This window comes from Methylobacillus methanolivorans (genome assembly GCF_044751345.1).
In the GTDB taxonomy this organism is placed as follows: Bacteria; Pseudomonadota; Gammaproteobacteria; order Burkholderiales; family Methylophilaceae; genus Methylobacillus; species Methylobacillus methanolivorans.
On the sequence record NZ_JBIWXY010000001.1, the window covers coordinates 1,318,719 to 1,338,537 of the forward strand.

The following is a 19,819-nucleotide window of genomic DNA, read 5'->3' on the forward strand; positions in this document are numbered from 1 at the left end:
CGCATGATACGTTTCGACCAGGTCAACAAGCGTTACCGCGGCAGCGACGATATCTTGCGCAATGTGACTTTCGAGATCGCTGCGGGCGAACTCGTCTTCGTCACTGGCCATTCCGGCGCGGGCAAGAGCACCCTACTCAAGCTGATGGCAGGCATAGAACGCCCGACCAGTGGCACCGTGCTGATAGGCAACCAGAACATCAGCAAGTTACGCCCACGCATGCTGCCTTATCTGCGCCGTAAATTTGGCCTGGTGTTCCAGGACCACAAGCTGCTTTACGACCGCAACTGCTTCGAGAATGTCGCCCTGCCGCTTTACATTAATGGCATCACTGGGCAAGAAGCTGCTAAACGCATCCGTGCAGCACTCGACAAAGTGGGCCTGCTCGCCAAGGAAAAAGCTATCCCCATCACCCTATCCGGTGGAGAACAGCAGCGCCTTGCCATTGCTCGTGCCGTGGTCAGCCGTCCTGCCATCCTCATCGCAGACGAGCCTACCGGCAATCTCGACGAAGAGTACGCCACTGACATCATGACGCTATTCCGCGCGTTTCAGCAGGTTGGCACTACCGTGATTATCGCCACCCATGATGCCCATGGCATCCAGAATATCCCGGCAAAAATCCTGCACCTTGATCATGGAAAGCTCTCGGTATCATGAAACACTGGATCAACCAGCACACCCAGGTCTGGCGTCTCGTTTTGTCGCGTATCATGCGCAACAAGCTCTCCACCATCATGATCTGGAGCGTGATCGGTATTGCGCTAAGCCTTCCAGCCATTCTCTACGTCGTGATCGACAACCTCAACCAACTGGCAGGTGAGGTAAAGAACGAACCCCAGATCAGCGTCTTCATGAAGCTGGATGTCACATCTTCCGCCTTGCAGGATTTCAAGCAAAAACTGCAACAGCATCCAGGTATCGCCAAGCAGCAGTTTGTCAGCAGGAATGATGCGTGGAAACAGATGCAAGAAGCGCAAAGCGTCGCCAGCCAATTGGAGAAAAACCCCCTGCCAGATGCCTTCTTTATCGAGCCCAAAGATCACTCACCAGACGCGATTACCCAGTTACAACATGAAATCGAGGGCTGGTCAGGGGTAGAACATGTGCTGGCAGATGCTGATTGGGCAAAGCGCCTTTATGCCGTGTTACAGCTAGGCAAAAAAGCCGTATGGATACTTTCTGGCCTGCTTGGGTTTGCCCTGATCGCCATCATTGGCAATACCATTCGTTTACAAATTGCCACCCAGCGCGAAGAAATTGAAGTCAGCAAGCTGATCGGTGCCACCGATGGCTTCATCCGTCGCCCTTTCCTTTATGCCGGCACGCTGTATGGCCTTGGCGGCAGCCTGCTTGGACTTGGATTCGTCAACGGTATCCTTACAATCTTTAACCACTCCGTGGCCGATTTGGCAGAACTTTATGGCAGCAGCTTCATCTTAGTGTTACCCGGCTGGGAAATCAGCTTGGGAGTAATCGCATGCGCTATTGTGCTAGGTTGGCTGGGCTCTTATATTGCCGTCAACCGCTCACTGGCAAGTCTCAACCCAAACTAATCAACCCAAGAACCCCGGACTACATTTACCGTGGCTGCACCGCGCCTGTTTCGCCATATCACTGCATGGATTGCGAGCCATTTCGGCAAGGCGCCCTCTCAGCCCGGCACAGCCAATCTTCCCTGGGAAATACCTGCTGACCACGAACAATTCATTGAGTTTCGCATCAGTCGCCGTACGCTGTATGCGCTGATCTTCTCGCTCATTCTGCACCTGATCTTGTTCTTTGGTTTCATTATGCCCACCATGGATCAAGGAGAAGAAGCCGACAAGGAAGGCGGACAAAAAGAGCTGGTAGTCAGCCTGGCCCAGCCCGAGAAAAAACCACAGCAAGAGATGGCGCCACCACCAGCTTCTGCACCACCACCTCCGGTAGCAAAACCCAGCAAGACGCCCAAACAGCCGCGTCAATCAAGCAAGCAACCCAAGGTCATCACGGGCAAGGATAAGCCAGTGCCCCAACCGGTTGAAAAGCCAACGCCTGCACCGGCCCCGACGCCTGTGCCAACACCCACACGCCCGCAGCCACCCGATCCGTCACAATATTCAGACATGGCTTCGTACATGAATGCTATGCGCGAATATCGCAGCTCAACTGACAGTAACTATGCTGCCATGATGGAAAACCAGCGCGCGCAACGTGAATCAGGCAACCGCTCACTCTCGGAAGAACAAAAGCGCGACGAGACCATCAAGAAGAACCTGTCCTCGGGCGCAAGCGGCGTGTTCCGCATCCTCAGCATGAGCAATTACACCTCCACGTTCGAGTTCCGTGGCTGGATCAACGATTTCAGCACCGCCAAGCGTGAAGTGTTCCAGATTGAAGCCAAGGCTGGTGAGGACATTCAGCGCGCTACCGTGCGCAAGATGATAGAGCTGATTCGCCGCCACTACTCCGGCGACTTCAACTGGGAATCGCGACAACTCGGACGTGTGGTCGTGCTCTCTGCCCGCATGGAAGACAGCGCCGGATTAGAAGACTTCCTGATTAAGGAGTTCTTCGGCGATGGCGACATGCGCTACCTGGATATGCAGCGCCGCCGTCCACCAGGGCAACCACCTGGACCACCGCGCTATCCAGTGCCTTAGTAGCAGGCCCTTTTACTAGCCAACATCATGCATTGCGCATGCGATGCCGATGAGGCAAAGACTAATTGGCTGAAAGAATAACCGCCCAACGCTCATGATCACGCCATTGACCATGAATCTTGAGATATTGCGGCGAATATCCCTCAAGCGAAAATCCGCATTTCTTCACCAAAGCAATTGATGGCGCATTATCAGGCTGGATATTGGCTTCCAAACGATGCAAACCAAGCTTGTCGCGAGCGTGAGCCATCACGCTCAGCAAGCCTTCTTGCATGAGCCCCTGGCGCTCGTAACCCGCAAATGCGTAATAGCCAAGGTAGGCACTACAAAATGCCCCCAGAATAATGTTGGTGACATTCACCACACCGACAATTTCATCCGACGCAGCATGACAAATCAAAAAAGCCGCACTATTGATCGCGTGCCTCTTCTCCAGATACAAGCCAAATTGCTCCGCAGTCGCAGGTGGGCTTACCCACGCTGCATGCAACGCTGAACTCTTGCGCACCGTTTCCAAGAACTCGGCCTGATCTGTCATCAGGGGCTGTCTGACATATACCCTACTCATGTTGCACCTTAGGCATTAGATAATAAAAAAGCTGGCATATCACTATGCCAGCTTTCTATTGAGACTTGATGCAGGACTAAAGATTACTTCTCTGCAAACGCCCGCTCGATCACGTAATCAGCCACATCGCCAATACGCTCGGAAATCTTCAAGCCACCAGCATCCAACACCTTGCAGGTATCGATCAGCATTTGTGGGCTACCGCACAACATGGCGCGATCAGTCTCAGGGTTGAGTGGTGGCAGGCCAATATCTGCAAACAACTTGCCGTTTTCCATGAGGTCGGTCAGACGGCCCTGGTTACGGAACTCTTCACGCGTCACGGTAGGGTAGTAGATCAACTGATTCTTGACCTGCTCACCGAAGAATTCGTTTTCTGGCAACTCCTTGGTAATGAACTCTTCGTAAGCCAAGTCATTCACATGGCGCACGCCGTGTACCAGAATCACTTTTTCAAAACGCTCATAGATTTCAGGGTCTTGAATCAGGCAAATGAAAGGAGCCAAACCTGTACCAGTGGAAAGCAGGTAAAGGTGCTTGCCTGGCTTGAGGTCAGACAGCAACAACGTACCTGTTGGCTTGCGGCTGACCAGCAAATCATCCCCAACTTGCAAGTGTTGCAGGCGTGAAGTCAGCGGGCCATTCGGCACCTTGATGCTGAAGAACTCGAGATGCTCAGCATAGTTGGGGCTGGCGATACTATAAGCACGCATCAGCGGCTTGCCATCGACTTGCAGGCCGATCATCACAAACTGGCCGTTCTCGAAGCGCAAGGCGTCGTTACGGGTGGTGGTGAAGCTGAACAAGCTGTCGTTCCAGTGCTTAACGCTCAGGACTTTCTCGGTATTGAATGCACTCATGTAGATTCTATTCTCTTTACGATTTTGAATATTATTGGTTCAGGGCCGTGGTAAGCTCAGGCACGGCATCAAACAGGTTTGCCACCAGGCCGTAATCCGCATACTGGAAGATAGGCGCATCAGGATCGTGGTTGATGGCCACGATAATCTTACTGTCCTTCATCCCGGCCAAATGTTGCATCGCACCAGAAATACCGATCGCGAAATACAACTCTGGCGCCACGATGGTACCGGTCTGCCCCACCTGAATATCATTGGGCGCAAAGCCTGCATCAACGGCAGCGCGAGTCGCACCCAATGCACCGCCGAAACGATGCGCCAGTGGTTCAAGCAACTCATTAAAGCGCTCAGCCAGGCTACGGCCACCAGAAACCACAACACGCGCCGAGGACAGCTCTGGACGGTCGGAGACATTCTTGTCTTCCTTGATCCAGCGGCTAAGGCCAGTAGGCGCAGGTACGGCAGTAGCCGCCACTTCTGCATTGCCACCATCGGCAGCCGCCACAAAAGAGGTTGCACGGATAGTCACCACCTGGATCGCATCGCTGCTTTCCACTGTCGCCAGCACATTACCAGCATAGATCGGGCGCACATAAGTCGCAGGGGCGGTAATGCTGATAGCATCAGACACCATGCCAACATCAAGCAACGCGGCCACACGCGGCAGCACGCTCTTGCTGAATGCCGTGTGAGCGGAAAGAATGGCTTTGTAATCTTTACCCAGCTGTACCAGCAAGGCGGCGACATCCTCAGCCAATGGATGTGCAAAGTGGTCAGCATCGGCTTGCAATACCTTGGCAACGCCAGCAATACCAGCCGCTTGTGCGGCAATATCAGCCGTATTGGCGCCAATTACCAACAGATGGATAGGCAATTGCCATGCGCCAGCAGCAGTGACTGCTTGGCGGGTGGATTGCTTGATGTGTTTGCCGTCATGTTCGGCGAGAATCAGGATACTCATTACAGGACTTCCGCAAGACGTAGTTTTTCGACGAGTTCAGCGACATTGGCGACCTTGATGCCAGGCTTGCGCGGCTCAGGATCAGCCACCTTGTGCTGCTTGAGGCGCGGATTGATATCAATGCCAAGCTCTGCTGCCTTAATGGTCTCGATGGGCTTTTTCTTTGCCATCATCAAGGCTGGCAGCTTGATGAAACGTGGCTCGTTGAGGCGTAAGTCAGTCGTTACTACGGCTGGCAGCTTGAGTGCCACGACATCGGTACCACCATCGACTTCACGCGTCACCTCAATTTCGTCACCCTTTACATCAATCACAGAAGCAAATGTGCCCTGCCCTGCATTGATCAAGGCAGCCAACATCTGACCAGTCTGGCCCAGATCATCGTCGATCGCTTGTTTACCCAGAATGATCAAACCAGGCTGCTCACGCTCAATGACCGACTTCAACAGCTTGGCAACCGCCAGTGGCTGCATTTCGACATCAGTCTCAATGAGAACAGCCTTGTCTGCGCCCATCGCCAGTGCATGACGCAGGCTATCTTGGCTATTGGTCTTGCCGATCGTCACGGCTACCACTTCAGTTGCAATGCCACGCTCTTTCAGGCGCACTGCTTCTTCCACGGCGATTTCATCGAAAGGGTTGATACTTAACTTCACCCCGGCAATATCCACATCAGAACCATCAGCCTTGACGCGTGGTTTGATGTTGTAATCCACCACATGCTTTACCGCAACTAACACTTTCATATTGTGATCCCACTCCATCATTTGCCGCGTATTTTAATCAGCGGTAAAATATCTGTTAAATCAATTATCAGTATATCACATATCTATTATATCGATATGAGAATCATTCTCAGGTGAAGCATACCCTACGACAACTAGAAGTGTTTGTTGCCATTGCACGCCTGGAGAATGTGTCACGAGCGGCCGAGGATTTGTCTTTGTCGCAATCGGCTGCCAGCACTGCACTTGCCGAACTGGAACGACAGTTTGACTGCAAACTGTTTGACCGCATGGGTAAAGTGCTAAAACTCAATGAGCTAGGCCGTAGCCTGCTGCCAATGGCAGCCGAGGTGCTTTCCCGGGCCACTGAAATAGAGTGTATTTTACAGGGAAAATCTACCTTTGGCTTACTAAAAGTGGGGGCCACGCTCACCATAGGCAACTACCTCGCCACCCTGCTGATCGGCTCATTCATGAAGCAGCATCAGGATTGCCAGGTACAATTGCACGTGCAGAACACCAACTCGGTGATGCAACAGGTTGCCCAGTATGATCTTGACCTTGGCCTAATAGAGGGCAATTGCCATCATCCAGACTTGCAAGTAGAGCCATGGATAGAAGATGAGTTAACCGTATTCTGCTCACCACAGCATGCACTTGCCAAACAAGGCAGCGCCAGCCTGGATGAACTGCTCATCTCAAGCTGGGTGTTACGCGAACAAGGCTCAGGTACGCGGGAAACCTTTGATCATGCCTTGCGCCACCATCAAAGCCGCTTGGACGTACGCATGGTGCTGGAGCATACCGAGGCCATCAAACGTGCCGTCGAATCCGGCATTGGCCTGGCCTGCATTTCCCGCCTAGCCCTCAAGGATGATATTGCCCGGGGCAATCTGGTGGCATTGGCAACCCCAGAACTGGACTTGAAACGCCAGTTCATGTTTGTCTGGCATAAGAAAAAATATCAGACAGCCGCAGTACGCGCATTCTTAAATCATTGTCGACTGCTAACCCGCGATGTGCAGCGCAGTGACGAAATCAACATACCGTATATTCCATGAAAGTTTTAGCATGCAACGCGATGTAATGAATTATGACGTACTGATCGTCGGCGCTGGCCCTTCCGGGCTTTCTGCCGCGATCCGCATCAAGCAACTGGCGCTGGAACAAGCGCGTGAAGTCAGTGTTTGCGTGCTGGAAAAAGGTGCCGAGGTAGGTGCTCACATCCTGTCTGGCGCCGTGATCGACCCGATTGCCCTCAACGAACTCATCCCCGATTGGAAAGACAAAGAAGCTCCCCTGCACACACCAGTCACGGATGATCACTTCCTGGTCTTGGGGCAGGAAAAAAGCTGGCAGATTCCCACCAAGCTGATTCCTCCGCTCATGAACAACCATGGCAATTACATCGTCAGCCTGGGAGATGTATGCCGCTGGCTGGGTGAGCAAGCTGAAGCACTCGGCGTGGAAATCTATCCAGGCTTCAGCGCTGCCGAAGTCATCTATGACGAAGCTGGTGTCGTACAAGGCGTGATCACTGGCGATATGGGTCGCGACAAGCAAGGCAACGAAAAGCCGGGCTTTGCGCTGGGCATGGAATTACGTGCGCATTACACGCTGTTTGCCGAGGGTGCGCGCGGCTCGTTAACGAAAGACCTCACCGAGCACTTCCAGCTACGCGCCCTGTCCGAGCCACAGAAATTCGGCATAGGCTTCAAGGAAATCTGGCAGATTGAGCCGGAGAAATCCCAACCTGGCCTGGTCACGCATTCACAGGGCTGGCCACTGGACAACAGCACGGGTGGTGGCTCGTTCATCTATCACCTCAAGGAAAACACCGTTGCTATCGGCTTCGTGGTGCACCTTAACTACAGCAACCCGCACCTAAGCCCGTTTGACGAGTTCCAGCGCTTCAAGACGCACCCTGCGATCCGCCCACTGCTGGAAGGCGGCAAGCGCATCAGCTATGGTGCCCGCGCCCTCACCGAGGGCGGTCTGCAATCCATCCCACGCCTGGCCTTCCCCGGCGGCTTATTGATCGGCTGCACTGCGGGGTTTATGAATGTACCGCGCATCAAGGGCTCGCATAATGCCATGAAGTCCGGCATGCTCGCGGCAGAAGCAGTCGTGGAAGCACTGGCACAGGAAAAAATCGGTGCCACACTGGAAAGTTACCCAGAAAAAATCCGCGCCTCGTGGATTTGGAAAGATCTGGAGGCCGTACGCAACGTCAAGCCTGCGCTCTCACGCTTCGGCAACATCCTTGGTAGCATCTTCGGCGGCATGGAAATGTGGCTGGCCTCGTTCGGCATCACCACGCCATGGACGCTCAAGCATGGCAAGGCAGATCATGAAAGCCTTAAACCTGCTGCTTCCAGCCCCAAGATCACCTACCCAAAACCTGATGGCGTAGTGAGCTTTGACAAGCTATCGTCGGTCTACCTCACCAATGTCATGCATGAGGAAGACCAACCCTGCCACTTGGTGCTGCGTGACCAAAGCATCCCCATCGATATCAACCTGCCGCAATACGATGCGCCTGAACAACGCTATTGCCCGGCGGGCGTCTATGAAATCGTCACGTCCGAAGGCAACCCACGCCTACAAATCAATGCCGCCAATTGCATCCATTGCAAAACCTGCGATATCAAGGACCCGTTGCAGAACATCAATTGGCGCACGCCCGAAGGTGGCGGCGGCCCAACCTACATAGGAATGTAGCCTATCCGACCCAGGGCAGACAGACTGCACGACCGCCGTGAATGTCGCTGTTTGCCCTGGATTTGCATGACCAGGCACTAAGTCACACCAACCCGATTTCAGCGATCTCCGTATAGGCCTAGCTAGATGCCTGCTGCATAACTCTGCCAGCATAGACCTCCTTCCCCAACCACACTGATAGCCCTATCGCAGCATTAGGGCCCTCGGCTTCATTTGCAGACGTTTCAGCCCAGATGCCTGGATAGCTGGGCTTGATTAATCGCTTGCTCATCTCACGTGCCACCTACCTAGCAATGCAGTAAAAGCTAGCGCACCTACACCTAATGGCCTAATGCAAGCGATGCACCACACAATGCCATACAAGACATTTCCCATCTGAGCTTTTGAATCTCTCCTACCCACTATCCGTATTGAATTCTTAATACTCGCTTGCAAACATTTTCCAAAAGTGTACTATTTAGTACAAATTCATACTAAACAGTTTAGTATTGTACATTTGCACCATTTCGCTTCGCTCGCTTGTTTCATCATGGAGAATAAATGCACTCACTGTTGAAATTACTGAAAGCACTTTTATTCCTAGGTGTTTTCATTTCATCAGCCGCCAACGCAGACCCCAAAGTCATCGTCTTGGCCTTTGAACTGAATGACATGACCGACCTGCCCAATGCACCTGAAGAGCTCAAGCGCATCGCCTTGCTGTCATCCACATTCAAGGAAAGCCTGAAGAGTCAGGGAATAAATGTGTTGCCTGTAGACTCGAAGGTACAAGCAGAAATCGAAAAACACTCCCCCACTTATCTTTACGACAATGTGGGCACCGCTATCGAGCTTAATAAAGACATGGGAGCTGACTACCTAGTAATAGGCGTAGCACTCAAGCCGACCTATTTGTTTGTCTATCCCCGGCTGATCATCGTCGATGTCCGCAGCCAGACTGTAGTGGTGTCCAATTCCGCACAGCTGGAAAGTTCATGGTCAGATGAGCGCACCACCATACGCACAGCTGAGAAGCTAGCCCAGGTGGTGAAACAGCGCTTAGATGCGCTTCATGTTAAAAAGTAGCATCGCAAATTGCAGGCAAAGATACGCATTACAGACAGCAAAATAAACTGCCATAGATATAACACCGAAAATTGCAATTCACCCTGGATAACGCCACATGATGGAATTTCTCAATAGTGCCTGGCTGATTCGCATGATCGAGCAAGCGGGCCCTGAACCTAGTACCAAGATGTTAGCCTTGTACAGCTTGCTGGAAACCTGGCTACAGGCGCCTGGTATGCGCACAGCTGCCCGTCAAGCACACGCCAACAATCCAGATCTATTACATGCCTGCCCAGCACTCACTGCCCATCTGCTTACATTAGCCACGATGGCCAAGCTACAGAATCCCTCAGTGGTCGTGAACCAGATGTTGATCCTGCTGCAAGGCGCTATCGCAGAGGAGTTACGCAATCCCGGAATGGGGGCGCTACAAGCTGCGCAAAGCGCTGCTAGCGCAGTCATTACACAGGCGAAACCTCCAAAGATGGCAAGACTGAATCAAGCTATACGTACTAGCGGTTATGCCGCAGCAGGTCTAGCCAGCGTGTTATTGGCAATGCATTTCTGGCCCACTAATCAGCCACAAGCTATCTACCATGCGCAGCAGGATGCTGGCGACGAACTCGTCACCACCAGCATAGCGCCAGACCTGCTGCTCAAGGCATTTGCGCTGCGCAAAAGCATGGAAGCTGGCACCTGCCCTACCCCCAATTTCTTTAGCATGCCCAAGGAACAGATACCGGTCTATCTAGAGGTAGCGCATTCCAGGTTATCCGACAACCCGAATATCGATAACCAAAAGCTGGCCAATTTCCTGGCTTGGTATGAACAACAACGTGCCTGGGAGTGCTATCCCCAAGCTCAGATCAAGCAACGATTTATCTCAAGGATATAAGGATTTATATGTCATCCAGAATGCGCGATTACATTCTTGAAGCCGCGGGCGATCTTTTCTCGCGCCAGGGTTTCAACTCCACCAGCGTAGACAACATTGCCGCCCAGGCACAGGTCGCCAAGGTCACGCTCTACAAATACTTCAAATCCAAGGAGTTGCTGATCATCGAGTATCTCCGCGAACAGGATGCCAAGCTCTGGAAGAAACTTGCCGCATCATCGCAACAGGAAAATGCACTGGCTGAGCTAGAGTCTTTGGTGCAGCAACTGCTAGATGTCATTGCCGATCAGAATTTCAAGGGCTTTGCCTCATTGAATGCAGAGGTTGAATTTCCACAGCACGATAACCCGGTCAACCAAACTGCAAAAGAATTCTCCAGGCAATTACGCGAGCAGATTGCCAGCTTGGCAACACGTGCCGGCATCAAGCAAGCAGAAGCATTAGCCCTGCAGCTGGCCTTGGTTATAGAGGGCGCCTCAATCACGGGGCGCCAGCAACAAGGCAACCCTTCCATTCAGCACGCGCAGAGCTTGGTGCAAACGTTGATCAAGTCCGCTCAATAACAAAAAGGAGGAACTCAATACCACATGCATCATTTCTAGCTTCATTCGTGATTGTAAAAACTGTTTAGCACGCGCAAAGCGGGCACTCATCAAATAGAGGAGAGTAGCAATGAAATCTATATTCATCACCCTGTGTCTTGCATTGACAACATTGAGCGCACAGGCTGCAGATCAGATAGAACGTATGACAGCAGACAAGATGCAGTCTTACAACGCGGCCAACATCAACTGGAAAGACGAGCCCCTTCTGCCCAAAGGTGCCAAGAGTGCCCTAATTCTTGGGGATCCATCCAAGCCAGGTGTATTTATCGCCTGGCTGAAATTCCCCCCTAACTACCCTATCCCGGCACATACCCACCCCTACACCGAAGTCATCACTGTACTCAAGGGTAAACTTGGCAATGGTATGGGCGAAGTCCTGGATAAGAACAAGGGTGAAACGCTGAAGGTAGGAGAAAGCTTTGTGTTGCCCGCCGGCCATGCGCATTATGTATGGACCGAAAAAGAGGAAACCATCGTGGAACTGATTGCCACAGGGCCTTGGGATATTAGCTACTCCAACCCCAAGGATGATCCGAGGAAGAAATAAGCTACAGGTGTCGTGTTAACACGGTTTAATTGAAAACCCCTTCATTCTGGCAATCAGAATGAAGGGGCATTAAGTAAAGCAGGCTGCAAACTGTTCTTAAAGCGAAGTAATGCTTAAAGCCTAGTACAGTACGCGTGTACGCAAAGTACCTTCCACGGTCTGCAAGGCCTCAATGGCAGCGTTGGAGGCAGAGGCTTCCACATCCATGATCATGTAGCCGATATCGCCCTTGGTCATCATGCTTTGAGCGGCAATATTGATGTTGTTGCGCGCAAACAAGCTGTTCACCGCAGACAATACGCCCGGGACATTGCGATGGATATGCAATAAGCGATGCGTACCAGGCTGTTGCGGAATGGCAACCTCAGGGAAATTCACCGCCGTGACAGTAGAGCCTGCATCAGAATAACGCACGAACTTCTCGCCAACCTCAATGCCGATATTGGCTTGCGCCTCCTGGGTGGAGCCACCGATGTGAGGGGTCAGGATCACATTCTCGAAAGCTCGCAATGGCGACAGGAACTCCTCATCGTTGGCCTTAGGCTCAACCGGGAACACGTCAATCGCCGCACCAGCCAGATGCTTGGAGTCGATGGCATTTGCCAAGGCGTCAATATCTACGCAAGTACCGCGTGCCGCATTGATGAAAATGCCGCCCTTTTTCATCTGGGCGAACTGTTCCGCACGCATCATGTTCATGGTCGAAGGTAACTCAGGCACGTGCAACGACACCACATCAGCCTGTGACAGCAGCTCTTGCATGGAACCAACCTGGCGCGCATTGCCCAATGGCAGCTTGGCAATCACGTCAAAATAGATCACCTTCATGCCCAGGCTTTCCGCCAATACGGACAATTGCGAACCGATAGAACCGTAACCCACAATGCCCAGGGTCTTGCCACGTGCTTCAAAGGAACCTTCTGCTGATTTCGTCCAGCCGCCTTTGTGCACCAAGGCATTCTTTTCGGGAATGCCGCGTAGCAGCAGGATAGTCTGCGCCAGCACCAATTCAGCTACAGAGCGGGTATTGGAATAAGGTGCATTGAATACCGGGATACCGCGCTCCAGCGCACCATCCAGATCAACCTGATTGGTACCGATGCAGAAGCAGCCGATGGCGGTAAGCTTATTGGCAGCATCCAGCACCTTGGTGGTGATCTGGGTGCGCGAGCGGATACCGATAAAGTGCACATCCTTGATCGCCTCGATCAGGACATCTTCATCCAGTGCAGTCTTACGATAATCAATGTTGTGATAGCCTGCGGCATTCAACACTTCAACCGCGTTCTGGTGCACACCTTCAAGCAGCAAAAAGCGGATCTTGTCTTTTGGCAGGGATAGTTGTTGGGTCATTACAGCTCCGGGAAAAGGCCAAAAATCAGTCATCCTAGCATAGCGGCAGACTTATTAAACCCTGATGAAGCAAGGGATACAGCCTGAACTGCCTAATGAGCAAACCAGCCAAGATAAAACTGAGATCGGGAATCAATATCAATTGTAAAAGCTGCTAGAATAACTCACCAGATCGCCCGATCGTTGACAATCTTGCAATAAATTTTTCACTGCTATTTCCAGGGTCACATTGAATGAATGCTCCAGCCAGCCTTCCACCAGCACTGCTGCAACAACTGCACGCCATCGTGGGCGAACAACGCGTCAAAACAGATGAAGACAGCCTCAAGACCTGGGGCGTAGACTGGACCAAGCATTTCGAGCCTAAGCCTTCCGTCATCGTGTTTCCAGGCAGCACAGAGGAAGTGCAAGCCATCGTCAAGCTCGCCAATGAATACAATATCCCCGTTACCCCGAGTGGTGGCCGCACCGGACTTTCTGCGGGTGCCGTGGCTACCAATGGTGAGATTGTCATCAGCCTAGATCGCATGAATAAGGTACTGGATTTCCTGCCTGCCGATCGCCTCGTCAAGATACAAGCGGGCGTGGTGACCGAACAGTTGCAACAATACGCCGAGCAGCAAGGCCTTTACTACCCCGTGGATTTCGCCGCGGCTGGCTCCAGCCAAGTGGGTGGCAACATTGGCACCAATGCCGGTGGCATCAAGGTCATCCACTACGGTATGACGCGTGAGTGGGTACTAGGCCTCACCGTGGTCACCGGCAAGGGCGATGTTCTGCACCTCAACAAGGGAATGATCAAGAATGCCACGGGCTATGCACTGCACCAGCTCTTTATTGGCGCAGAAGGCACATTGGGTATCGTCACCGAAGCGGAGATCAAACTCACACGTGCACCACAAGATTTGAAAGTCTTGGTGTTGAGCGTGCCTGACTTTGCCTCCGTGATGCCTATTCTGCATGCCTTCCAGCAACGTATCGACCTCACCGCCTTTGAATTCTTCAACCAAGTGGCACTAGAAAAAGTCCTCGCCCATGGCCATGCCGCACGCCCGTTCGACACAGAATCACCGCTTTATGTGCTGTTGGAATTCGAGGGCCGATTCGAAGCCGTGGTCGACGATGCCATGCAGATATTCGAGCACTGCATGGAGCAAGGCTGGATCCTTGATGGCGTGATGAGCCAATCGCAAGCGCAGGCCCAAGCCTTATGGCATTTGCGCGAAGGCATATCTGAAACCATTGCGCCATTCACACCCTACAAGAACGACATTTCGGTGCTAATCACCCACGTGCCAGCCTTCATTGCGGACATTGATGCAGTGGTCAGCGCCAATTACCCAGACTTTGAAGTCTGCTGGTTTGGTCATATCGGCGATGGCAATCTGCACCTTAACATCCTCAAACCGGCGAACCTGAGCAAGGATGATTTCTTCGAGAAGTGCAAAGTGGTCAACCAATTTGTCTTCGAGACTGTACAGAAATACAACGGCTCAATTTCTGCCGAGCACGGCGTAGGCATGACCAAGAAAGATTATCTTGCCTACACCCGTGACCCCATTGAAATCGGCTACATGCGCGAACTCAAAAAGGTATTCGACCCCAATGGCATCATGAATCCCGGCAAGATTTTCGACCTTTAATTCCAGATATTCTTCCCCAAGCCCTGTTCTACATAACAGGGCTTTTTTTATTCCAAACTATCATCATCCCCAACTGTCTTAGCAATAGAGACATACAAGTATAGCGAGTGATAGATGCTGGTAGCTTCTTTTGGGCATATCAATAGCCAGTGAAAAACGCGTTATGTAGGGCGAAAAATAACCTGTTTACATATCATGGTTTTTATTGTCCTACTGTGTACAATTCAGTATATAGTTCGTACTATAAGCAGTAGAAGCAATAACAATAACGTAGTCCGTAGTGAATATGGATTCGAGGAGAAAGTAATGCATGACCAGATGGCACGCATTAAATCGCACATCGAATCACATCAACACATGGCTGGTGCGTTGCTGCCTTTGTTGCATGCGATTCAAGACGATTTAGGCTATATCCCAGAGGAGTGCTATGGCAATATCGCCAAGGCACTGAATCTTTCTGTTGCAGAAGTCCACGGCGTGGTGAGCTTTTATCACCATTTCCGCACGCACCCGCCAGGCAAGCATGTATTGCAGGTATGCCGTGCTGAATCTTGCCAAGCCATGGGTTGCAATGCACTGGAATCACACGTCAAGTCCACGCTGGGCATTGATTATCATGAAACCACCAGCGATGGCAGCATCACCCTCGAACCTGTTTATTGCCTTGGCAACTGTGCCTGCTCCCCCGCCATCATGCTCGACGATGAGATTTATGGTCGCGTCAGCCCCCAGCAAGTCGAGCAATTGCTCGCCAACGCCAGGAGGGCATCATGAAAACACTGTATATCCCGCGCGATTCCAGCGCACTCTCTCTAGGCGCTAATTTAGTCGCTGCCGCCATCGCCAAGGAGGCCGAGGCGCGCCACATACCATTACAAATTATACGCAATGGTTCACGCGGCATGTTCTGGCTGGAGCCATTGATTGAGGTGGTTACGCCACAAGGACGCATGGCTTACGGGCCAGTCACGCCAAATCAAGTCAGTGCATTGTTTGATGCCAATTTTCTTGATGGTGGCAATCACCCACTCAGCTTGGGCCTGACAGAAGAACTGCCATGGATGAAACAGCAAGAGCGCCTGACTTTTGCACGTGTCGGCATTACTGACCCGGTGTCGTTGCCAGACTACATTAATCATGATGGTTACCGGGGCTTGCGCAATGCCATCGCCATGGCGCGGCAAGACATCGTACAACAAGTCACAGATTCAGGCCTGCGCGGACGCGGCGGTGCTGCATTCCCAACCGGCATCAAGTGGAAGACGGTGCTGGATGCACAGGCAGAGCAGAAATATATTGTCTGTAATGCTGACGAAGGCGACTCGGGCACCTTCTCTGACCGCATGATCATGGAGGGCGACCCATTTGTATTGATCGAAGGCATGACCATTGCCGGGGTCGCTGTCGGTGCCACCCAGGGTTATATTTATGTACGTTCTGAGTATCCCCACTCGATCGCGGCGCTCAATCTTGCCATCAAGAGCGCTTATGAATCGGGTTATCTCGGACGCGGCATTCTTGGTAGCGAATACGATTTTTACCTGGAAGTACGCAGAGCTGCCGGCGCTTACGTGTGTGGTGAAGAAACTGCCCTCCTGGAAAGTCTGGAAGGCAAGCGTGGCCTGGTTCGCTTCAAGCCACCATTGCCCGCCATTGCGGGCCTGTTTGGCAAGCCAACCGTGATCAATAATGTCATCTCGCTTGCCAGCATCCCCATCATTCTTGATAAAGGCAGCACCTATTATCGCGATTATGGCATGGGCCGCTCACGCGGCACCTTGCCCATCCAGCTCGCTGGCAATATCAAACACGGCGGGCTGGTAGAGAAAGCCTTTGGCGTGACCCTGCGCGAGTTACTCTACGATTACGGCGGCGGCTCTGCTTCGGGCAGGCCAATCAAGGCGGTACAGGTGGGCGGGCCATTGGGCGCTTACCTGCCTGAGTCACAATTCGACACACCTCTAGATTACGAAGCATTCAGCAAACTCTGGGCCGTGCTCGGCCACGGCGGCATCGTCGCCTTTGACGACACGGTGGATATGGCCCACATGGCGCGCTATGCACTGGAATTCTGCGCGATTGAATCTTGCGGCAAATGTACGCCGTGCCGCATCGGCTCCACACGCGGCGTTGAGGTCATGGACAAGATCATCGCAGGCACCGATCACGCCAGACAGATCGCCCTGGTACGCGATCTCAGCGACACCATGTTGAATGGCTCGCTGTGCGCGTTAGGGGGCATGACGCCTTATCCGGTCTTGAGCGCGCTCAACCATTTCCCCGAGGATTTTGGCATCAGTAAGAAGGAACGTGCAGCATGAGTTAGGGCAGTAAATAGCGGCAGGCATCCCCAATAAAAACCCGGAGCCTGTCAAAGAAGTTCAAGAGGAGAAAGTGATGGACAAGCAAGCGGATTACGGCACCCCAGCGAGCCGGACAACTGAGCAGCAAGTCACGCTGGAAATTGACGGAAAACAGATTACCGTCGCCAAAGGCACATCGATCATGCGTGCCGCCATGGAGGCAGGAGTCAGCATTCCCAAACTCTGTGCGACCGACAGCCTGGAGCCTTTTGGCTCCTGTCGGTTATGCCTGGTGGAAATTGAGGGCAGGCGCGGCTATCCTGCCTCATGTACGACCCCGGTGGATGAAGGTCTCAAGGTACATACCCAAACCGCCAAGCTAGCCGACATCCGTCGCGGCGTCATGGAGTTGTATATCTCTGACCACCCCCTGGATTGCCTGACCTGTTCTGCCAATGGCGACTGCGAGCTGCAAGACATGGCAGGCGCGGTCGGCCTGCGTGAAGTACGTTATGGCTATGAAGGTGAAAATCACCTGGCCGCCCCCAAGGACATCAGCAACCCCTACTTCCAGTTTGATGCTTCCAAGTGCATTGTGTGCTCGCGTTGCGTCCGTGCATGTGAAGAAACCCAAGGTACATTTGCACTGACTATCCAAGGACGCGGCTTTGACTCCAAGGTGGCCGCAGGTAATTTTGATAACTTCCTGGATTCCGAATGCGTTTCCTGCGGGGCCTGCGTTGCCGCCTGCCCTACCGCGACACTGATAGAAAAAACCGTGGTGGAACATGGGCAGCCCGAGCATAGTGTGGTCACTACTTGCGCATATTGCGGCGTCGGCTGTTCTTTCCGTGCCGAAATGAAGGGCGAGCAAGTCGTGCGCATGGTGCCGGACAAGAACGGTGGCGCTAATCATGGCCACTCCTGCGTCAAGGGCCGTTTTGCCTGGGGCTATGCTACCCACCGCGACCGCATCACCACGCCGATGATACGCAAACATATCAGCGACCCATGGCAAGAGGTCTCCTGGGAAGAAGCGATCAGCTACGCTGCCAGCGAACTCAAGCGCATTCAGGGCGAACATGGACGCAACTCCATCGGAGCGATCACCTCATCCCGTTGTACCAATGAGGAAACTTACCTAGTACAGAAACTGGTGCGGGCAGCGTTTGGCAACAACAATGTCGATACTTGCGCCCGCGTCTGCCACTCCCCGACCGGCTATGGGTTGAAACAAACCTTGGGTGAGTCTGCTGGCACACAGACGTTTGACTCCATCATGAAATCCGATGTCATCATGGTGATCGGTGCCAACCCAACCGATGGCCACCCGGTATTCGGCTCGCAAATGAAGCGGAGACTGCGCCAAGGCGCCAAGCTCATCATTGCTGACCCTCGCGCCATCGATCTGGTCTCCAGCCCCCACGTCAAGGCTGATTACCACTTGAAACTACGCCCCGGTACCAATGTGGCGCTGATCACAGCCATGGCCCATGTCATCGTGACCGAAGGCCTGGTCGACGAAGCGTTTGTCCGTGAGCGTTGCGAGTGGGACTCATACCAATACTGGAGCGAGTTCGTCACCCAACCGGAAAACGCGCCAGAAGCCTTGCAAGAAGCAACTGGCGTTTCTGCTGCCGATATCCGTGCTGCCGCACGCTTATTTGCCACTGGTGGCAATGCCGCGATCTACTATGGCTTGGGCGTGACCGAGCACAGCCAAGGCTCGACCATGGTCATGGGCATCGCCAACCTAGCGATGGCCACCGGCAATATTGGCCGCGAAGGTGTAGGTGTCAATCCACTACGCGGCCAGAACAATGTGCAAGGTTCCTGCGACATGGGCTCCTTCCCACATGAGTTTCCTGGCTACCGCCATGTCTCGGATGATGCCACCCGCGCATTGTTTGAATCAGCCTGGGGCCGGCCACTTGATAACGAGCCAGGCTTGCGCATCCCCAACATGCTGGACTTCGCGATTGATGGCAGCTTCAAGGCGCTGTATTGCGAAGGCGAAGATATTGCCCAATCCGACCCCAATACCCAGCATGTGACCCATGCGCTAGCATCAATGGAGTGCGTGATCGTGCAGGATTTATTCCTCAACGAAACCGCGATGTACGCGCACGTGTTTCTGCCTGGCTGCTCTTTCCTGGAAAAGAGCGGCACCTTCACCAATGCGGAGCGCCGTATCTCGCCCGTGCGCCGCGTGATGACGCCGAAGAATGGATACGAGGATTGGCAGATTACCGCCATGCTCTCCGAGGCACTGGGCTATCCCATGCCTTACCAGCATGCCTCTGAAATCATGGATGAAATCGCCAGGCTCACGCCTACCTTCCATGGTGTCAGCTTCAAGAAACTGGAAGAGATGGGCAGCATTCAGTGGCCATGCAACGAAGATCATCCTGATGGCACCCCTATCATGCATGTGGATGAGTTTGTCCGCGGCAAGGGGCGCTTCATGATCACGGAATATGTGCCTACCTCTGAAAAGGTCAACAACAAGTACCCTCTCATCCTCACCACCGGGCGTATACTGTCGCACTACAATGTTGGCGCCCAGACACGCCGCACCGACAATGTCGCCTGGCACCCCGAGGATGTGGTGGAAATTCATCCGCAGGACGCCGAAGATCGCGGCATCAAGGATGGCGACTGGGTAGGTGTGACCAGCCGGGCCGGAAATACGGTGCTACGTGCCAAGATTACCGAGCGCGTACAACCTGGCGTGATCTACACCACATTCCACCACCCCGAATCTGGTGCCAACGTCATCACTACCGACAACTCAGACTGGGCAACCAACTGCCCTGAATTCAAGGTAACTGCGGTACAGGTCACCCGTGTATCGCAGCTGTCAGAATGGCAGCGCAATTACCAGGAATTCAGCAGTGATCAAATTGCCTTGGTCAAACAACGGGATACAGCCCGTGTGGAATAAGG

The 19,819-nt window shown here is 53.0% G+C and carries 18 protein-coding genes; 13 read left to right on the top strand and 5 right to left on the bottom strand.

Annotation, left to right across the window (positions count from 1 at the left end):
• Window positions 1-3 precede the first annotated feature (3 nt).
• From ftsE to ACIKP9_RS06110, 3 genes are read left to right on the top strand one after another with little or no spacing between them, the layout of a single operon-like run.
• Window positions 4-660, top strand: coding sequence for a cell division ATP-binding protein FtsE (gene ftsE, locus ACIKP9_RS06100; RefSeq protein WP_400880605.1), 657 nt, complete (start codon window positions 4-6; stop codon window positions 658-660).
• Window positions 657-1,556, top strand: a complete 900-nt coding sequence (ftsX, locus tag ACIKP9_RS06105) for a permease-like cell division protein FtsX (protein ID WP_400880608.1) — start codon at window positions 657-659, stop codon at window positions 1,554-1,556. The genes ftsE and ftsX overlap by 4 nt, the downstream gene beginning before the upstream one ends.
• A 30-nt stretch (window positions 1,557-1,586) precedes the next feature.
• Window positions 1,587-2,645, top strand: a complete 1,059-nt coding sequence (locus tag ACIKP9_RS06110) for a hypothetical protein (protein ID WP_400880611.1) — start codon at window positions 1,587-1,589, stop codon at window positions 2,643-2,645.
• A gap of 61 nt (window positions 2,646-2,706) precedes the next feature.
• Here ACIKP9_RS06110 and ACIKP9_RS06115 read toward each other — a convergent pair whose 3' ends face one another.
• The 4 genes from ACIKP9_RS06115 to ACIKP9_RS06130 form a co-directional block, all read right to left on the bottom strand.
• Window positions 2,707-3,213, bottom strand: coding sequence for a GNAT family N-acetyltransferase (locus tag ACIKP9_RS06115; RefSeq protein ID WP_400880614.1), 507 nt, complete (start codon window positions 3,211-3,213; stop codon window positions 2,707-2,709).
• Between the two features lie 83 nt (window positions 3,214-3,296).
• Window positions 3,297-4,073 (bottom strand): ferredoxin--NADP reductase, encoded by a 777-nt coding sequence (locus ACIKP9_RS06120; protein WP_230347817.1) that lies wholly within the window; start codon window positions 4,071-4,073, stop codon window positions 3,297-3,299.
• A gap of 31 nt (window positions 4,074-4,104) precedes the next feature.
• Window positions 4,105-5,034 (bottom strand): electron transfer flavoprotein subunit alpha/FixB family protein, encoded by a 930-nt coding sequence (locus ACIKP9_RS06125; protein ID WP_400880619.1) that lies wholly within the window; start codon window positions 5,032-5,034, stop codon window positions 4,105-4,107.
• The gene (locus tag ACIKP9_RS06130) at window positions 5,034-5,780 is read right to left on the bottom strand and encodes an electron transfer flavoprotein subunit beta/FixA family protein (RefSeq protein ID WP_400880622.1); all 747 of its coding nucleotides are present in this window, start codon (window positions 5,778-5,780) and stop codon (window positions 5,034-5,036) included. The genes ACIKP9_RS06125 and ACIKP9_RS06130 overlap by 1 nt, the downstream gene beginning before the upstream one ends.
• Before the next feature lie 113 nt (window positions 5,781-5,893).
• Here ACIKP9_RS06130 and ACIKP9_RS06135 point away from each other — a divergent pair, with 113 nt between their 5' ends.
• From ACIKP9_RS06135 to ACIKP9_RS06160, 6 genes are all read left to right on the top strand, one after another.
• Window positions 5,894-6,820 carry a LysR family transcriptional regulator gene (locus ACIKP9_RS06135; RefSeq protein WP_400880625.1) on the top strand — a complete coding sequence of 309 codons (927 nt, stop codon included), beginning with the start codon at window positions 5,894-5,896 and terminating at the stop codon, window positions 6,818-6,820.
• Window positions 6,821-6,830: 10 nt separating this feature from the next.
• Window positions 6,831-8,480 carry an electron transfer flavoprotein-ubiquinone oxidoreductase gene (locus ACIKP9_RS06140; protein ID WP_400880628.1) on the top strand — a complete coding sequence of 550 codons (1,650 nt, stop codon included), beginning with the start codon at window positions 6,831-6,833 and terminating at the stop codon, window positions 8,478-8,480.
• Window positions 8,481-9,020: 540 nt separating this feature from the next.
• The gene (locus tag ACIKP9_RS06145; RefSeq protein WP_400880630.1) at window positions 9,021-9,545 is read left to right on the top strand and encodes a DUF2380 domain-containing protein; all 525 of its coding nucleotides are present in this window, start codon (window positions 9,021-9,023) and stop codon (window positions 9,543-9,545) included.
• Window positions 9,546-9,642: 97 nt separating this feature from the next.
• A complete protein-coding gene (locus ACIKP9_RS06150) occupies window positions 9,643-10,422 on the top strand; it encodes a hypothetical protein (protein ID WP_400880633.1) in 780 nt (259 codons plus the stop codon).
• Between the two features lie 8 nt (window positions 10,423-10,430).
• Window positions 10,431-10,985, top strand: coding sequence for a TetR/AcrR family transcriptional regulator (locus ACIKP9_RS06155; RefSeq protein WP_400880636.1), 555 nt, complete (start codon window positions 10,431-10,433; stop codon window positions 10,983-10,985).
• Window positions 10,986-11,094: 109 nt separating this feature from the next.
• A complete protein-coding gene (locus tag ACIKP9_RS06160; protein ID WP_400880639.1) occupies window positions 11,095-11,574 on the top strand; it encodes a cupin domain-containing protein in 480 nt (159 codons plus the stop codon).
• A gap of 120 nt (window positions 11,575-11,694) precedes the next feature.
• Here the strand turns inward: ACIKP9_RS06160 and serA are convergent, their stop codons facing one another.
• Window positions 11,695-12,927: a phosphoglycerate dehydrogenase gene (gene serA, locus ACIKP9_RS06165; RefSeq protein WP_400880642.1), complete on the bottom strand. Its 1,233-nt coding sequence runs from the start codon at window positions 12,925-12,927 to the stop codon at window positions 11,695-11,697.
• 233 nt (window positions 12,928-13,160) lie between these two features.
• On the opposite strand from serA, the gene ACIKP9_RS06170 reads away from it, so the two are divergent.
• From ACIKP9_RS06170 to fdhF, 4 genes are all read left to right on the top strand, one after another.
• Complete coding sequence (locus ACIKP9_RS06170) at window positions 13,161-14,570, top strand: FAD-binding oxidoreductase (protein WP_400880645.1); 1,410 nt, start codon at window positions 13,161-13,163, stop codon at window positions 14,568-14,570.
• Window positions 14,571-14,876: 306 nt separating this feature from the next.
• Entirely contained in the window at window positions 14,877-15,344 is a 468-nt protein-coding gene (locus tag ACIKP9_RS06175) for a formate dehydrogenase subunit gamma (RefSeq protein ID WP_230347828.1), read from the top strand.
• Window positions 15,341-16,891, top strand: coding sequence for a formate dehydrogenase beta subunit (locus tag ACIKP9_RS06180; RefSeq protein ID WP_400880648.1), 1,551 nt, complete (start codon window positions 15,341-15,343; stop codon window positions 16,889-16,891). The genes ACIKP9_RS06175 and ACIKP9_RS06180 overlap by 4 nt, the downstream gene beginning before the upstream one ends.
• A gap of 76 nt (window positions 16,892-16,967) precedes the next feature.
• Window positions 16,968-19,817, top strand: a complete 2,850-nt coding sequence (fdhF, locus tag ACIKP9_RS06185; protein WP_400880651.1) for a formate dehydrogenase subunit alpha — start codon at window positions 16,968-16,970, stop codon at window positions 19,815-19,817.
• The last annotated feature ends 2 nt before the right edge of the window (window positions 19,818-19,819 follow it).

What these genes read in the sequence shown, in the direction of transcription:
- ftsE (WP_400880605.1), top strand. Translation starts at nt 4, where the DNA reads ATGATACGTTTCGACCAGGTCAACAAGCGTTACCGCGGCAGCGACGAT.
- ftsX (WP_400880608.1), top strand. Translation starts at nt 657, where the DNA reads ATGAAACACTGGATCAACCAGCACACCCAGGTCTGGCGTCTCGTTTTG.
- ACIKP9_RS06115 (WP_400880614.1), bottom strand. Translation starts at nt 3,213, where the DNA reads ATGAGTAGGGTATATGTCAGACAGCCCCTGATGACAGATCAGGCCGAG.
- ACIKP9_RS06120 (WP_230347817.1), bottom strand. Translation starts at nt 4,073, where the DNA reads ATGAGTGCATTCAATACCGAGAAAGTCCTGAGCGTTAAGCACTGGAAC.
- ACIKP9_RS06125 (WP_400880619.1), bottom strand. Translation starts at nt 5,034, where the DNA reads ATGAGTATCCTGATTCTCGCCGAACATGACGGCAAACACATCAAGCAA.
- ACIKP9_RS06130 (WP_400880622.1), bottom strand. Translation starts at nt 5,780, where the DNA reads ATGAAAGTGTTAGTTGCGGTAAAGCATGTGGTGGATTACAACATCAAA.
- ACIKP9_RS06140 (WP_400880628.1), top strand. Translation starts at nt 6,831, where the DNA reads ATGCAACGCGATGTAATGAATTATGACGTACTGATCGTCGGCGCTGGC.
- ACIKP9_RS06145 (WP_400880630.1), top strand. Translation starts at nt 9,021, where the DNA reads ATGCACTCACTGTTGAAATTACTGAAAGCACTTTTATTCCTAGGTGTT.
- ACIKP9_RS06150 (WP_400880633.1), top strand. Translation starts at nt 9,643, where the DNA reads ATGATGGAATTTCTCAATAGTGCCTGGCTGATTCGCATGATCGAGCAA.
- ACIKP9_RS06155 (WP_400880636.1), top strand. Translation starts at nt 10,431, where the DNA reads ATGTCATCCAGAATGCGCGATTACATTCTTGAAGCCGCGGGCGATCTT.
- ACIKP9_RS06160 (WP_400880639.1), top strand. Translation starts at nt 11,095, where the DNA reads ATGAAATCTATATTCATCACCCTGTGTCTTGCATTGACAACATTGAGC.
- serA (WP_400880642.1), bottom strand. Translation starts at nt 12,927, where the DNA reads ATGACCCAACAACTATCCCTGCCAAAAGACAAGATCCGCTTTTTGCTG.
- ACIKP9_RS06170 (WP_400880645.1), top strand. Translation starts at nt 13,161, where the DNA reads ATGAATGCTCCAGCCAGCCTTCCACCAGCACTGCTGCAACAACTGCAC.
- ACIKP9_RS06175 (WP_230347828.1), top strand. Translation starts at nt 14,877, where the DNA reads ATGCATGACCAGATGGCACGCATTAAATCGCACATCGAATCACATCAA.
- ACIKP9_RS06180 (WP_400880648.1), top strand. Translation starts at nt 15,341, where the DNA reads ATGAAAACACTGTATATCCCGCGCGATTCCAGCGCACTCTCTCTAGGC.
- fdhF (WP_400880651.1), top strand. Translation starts at nt 16,968, where the DNA reads ATGGACAAGCAAGCGGATTACGGCACCCCAGCGAGCCGGACAACTGAG.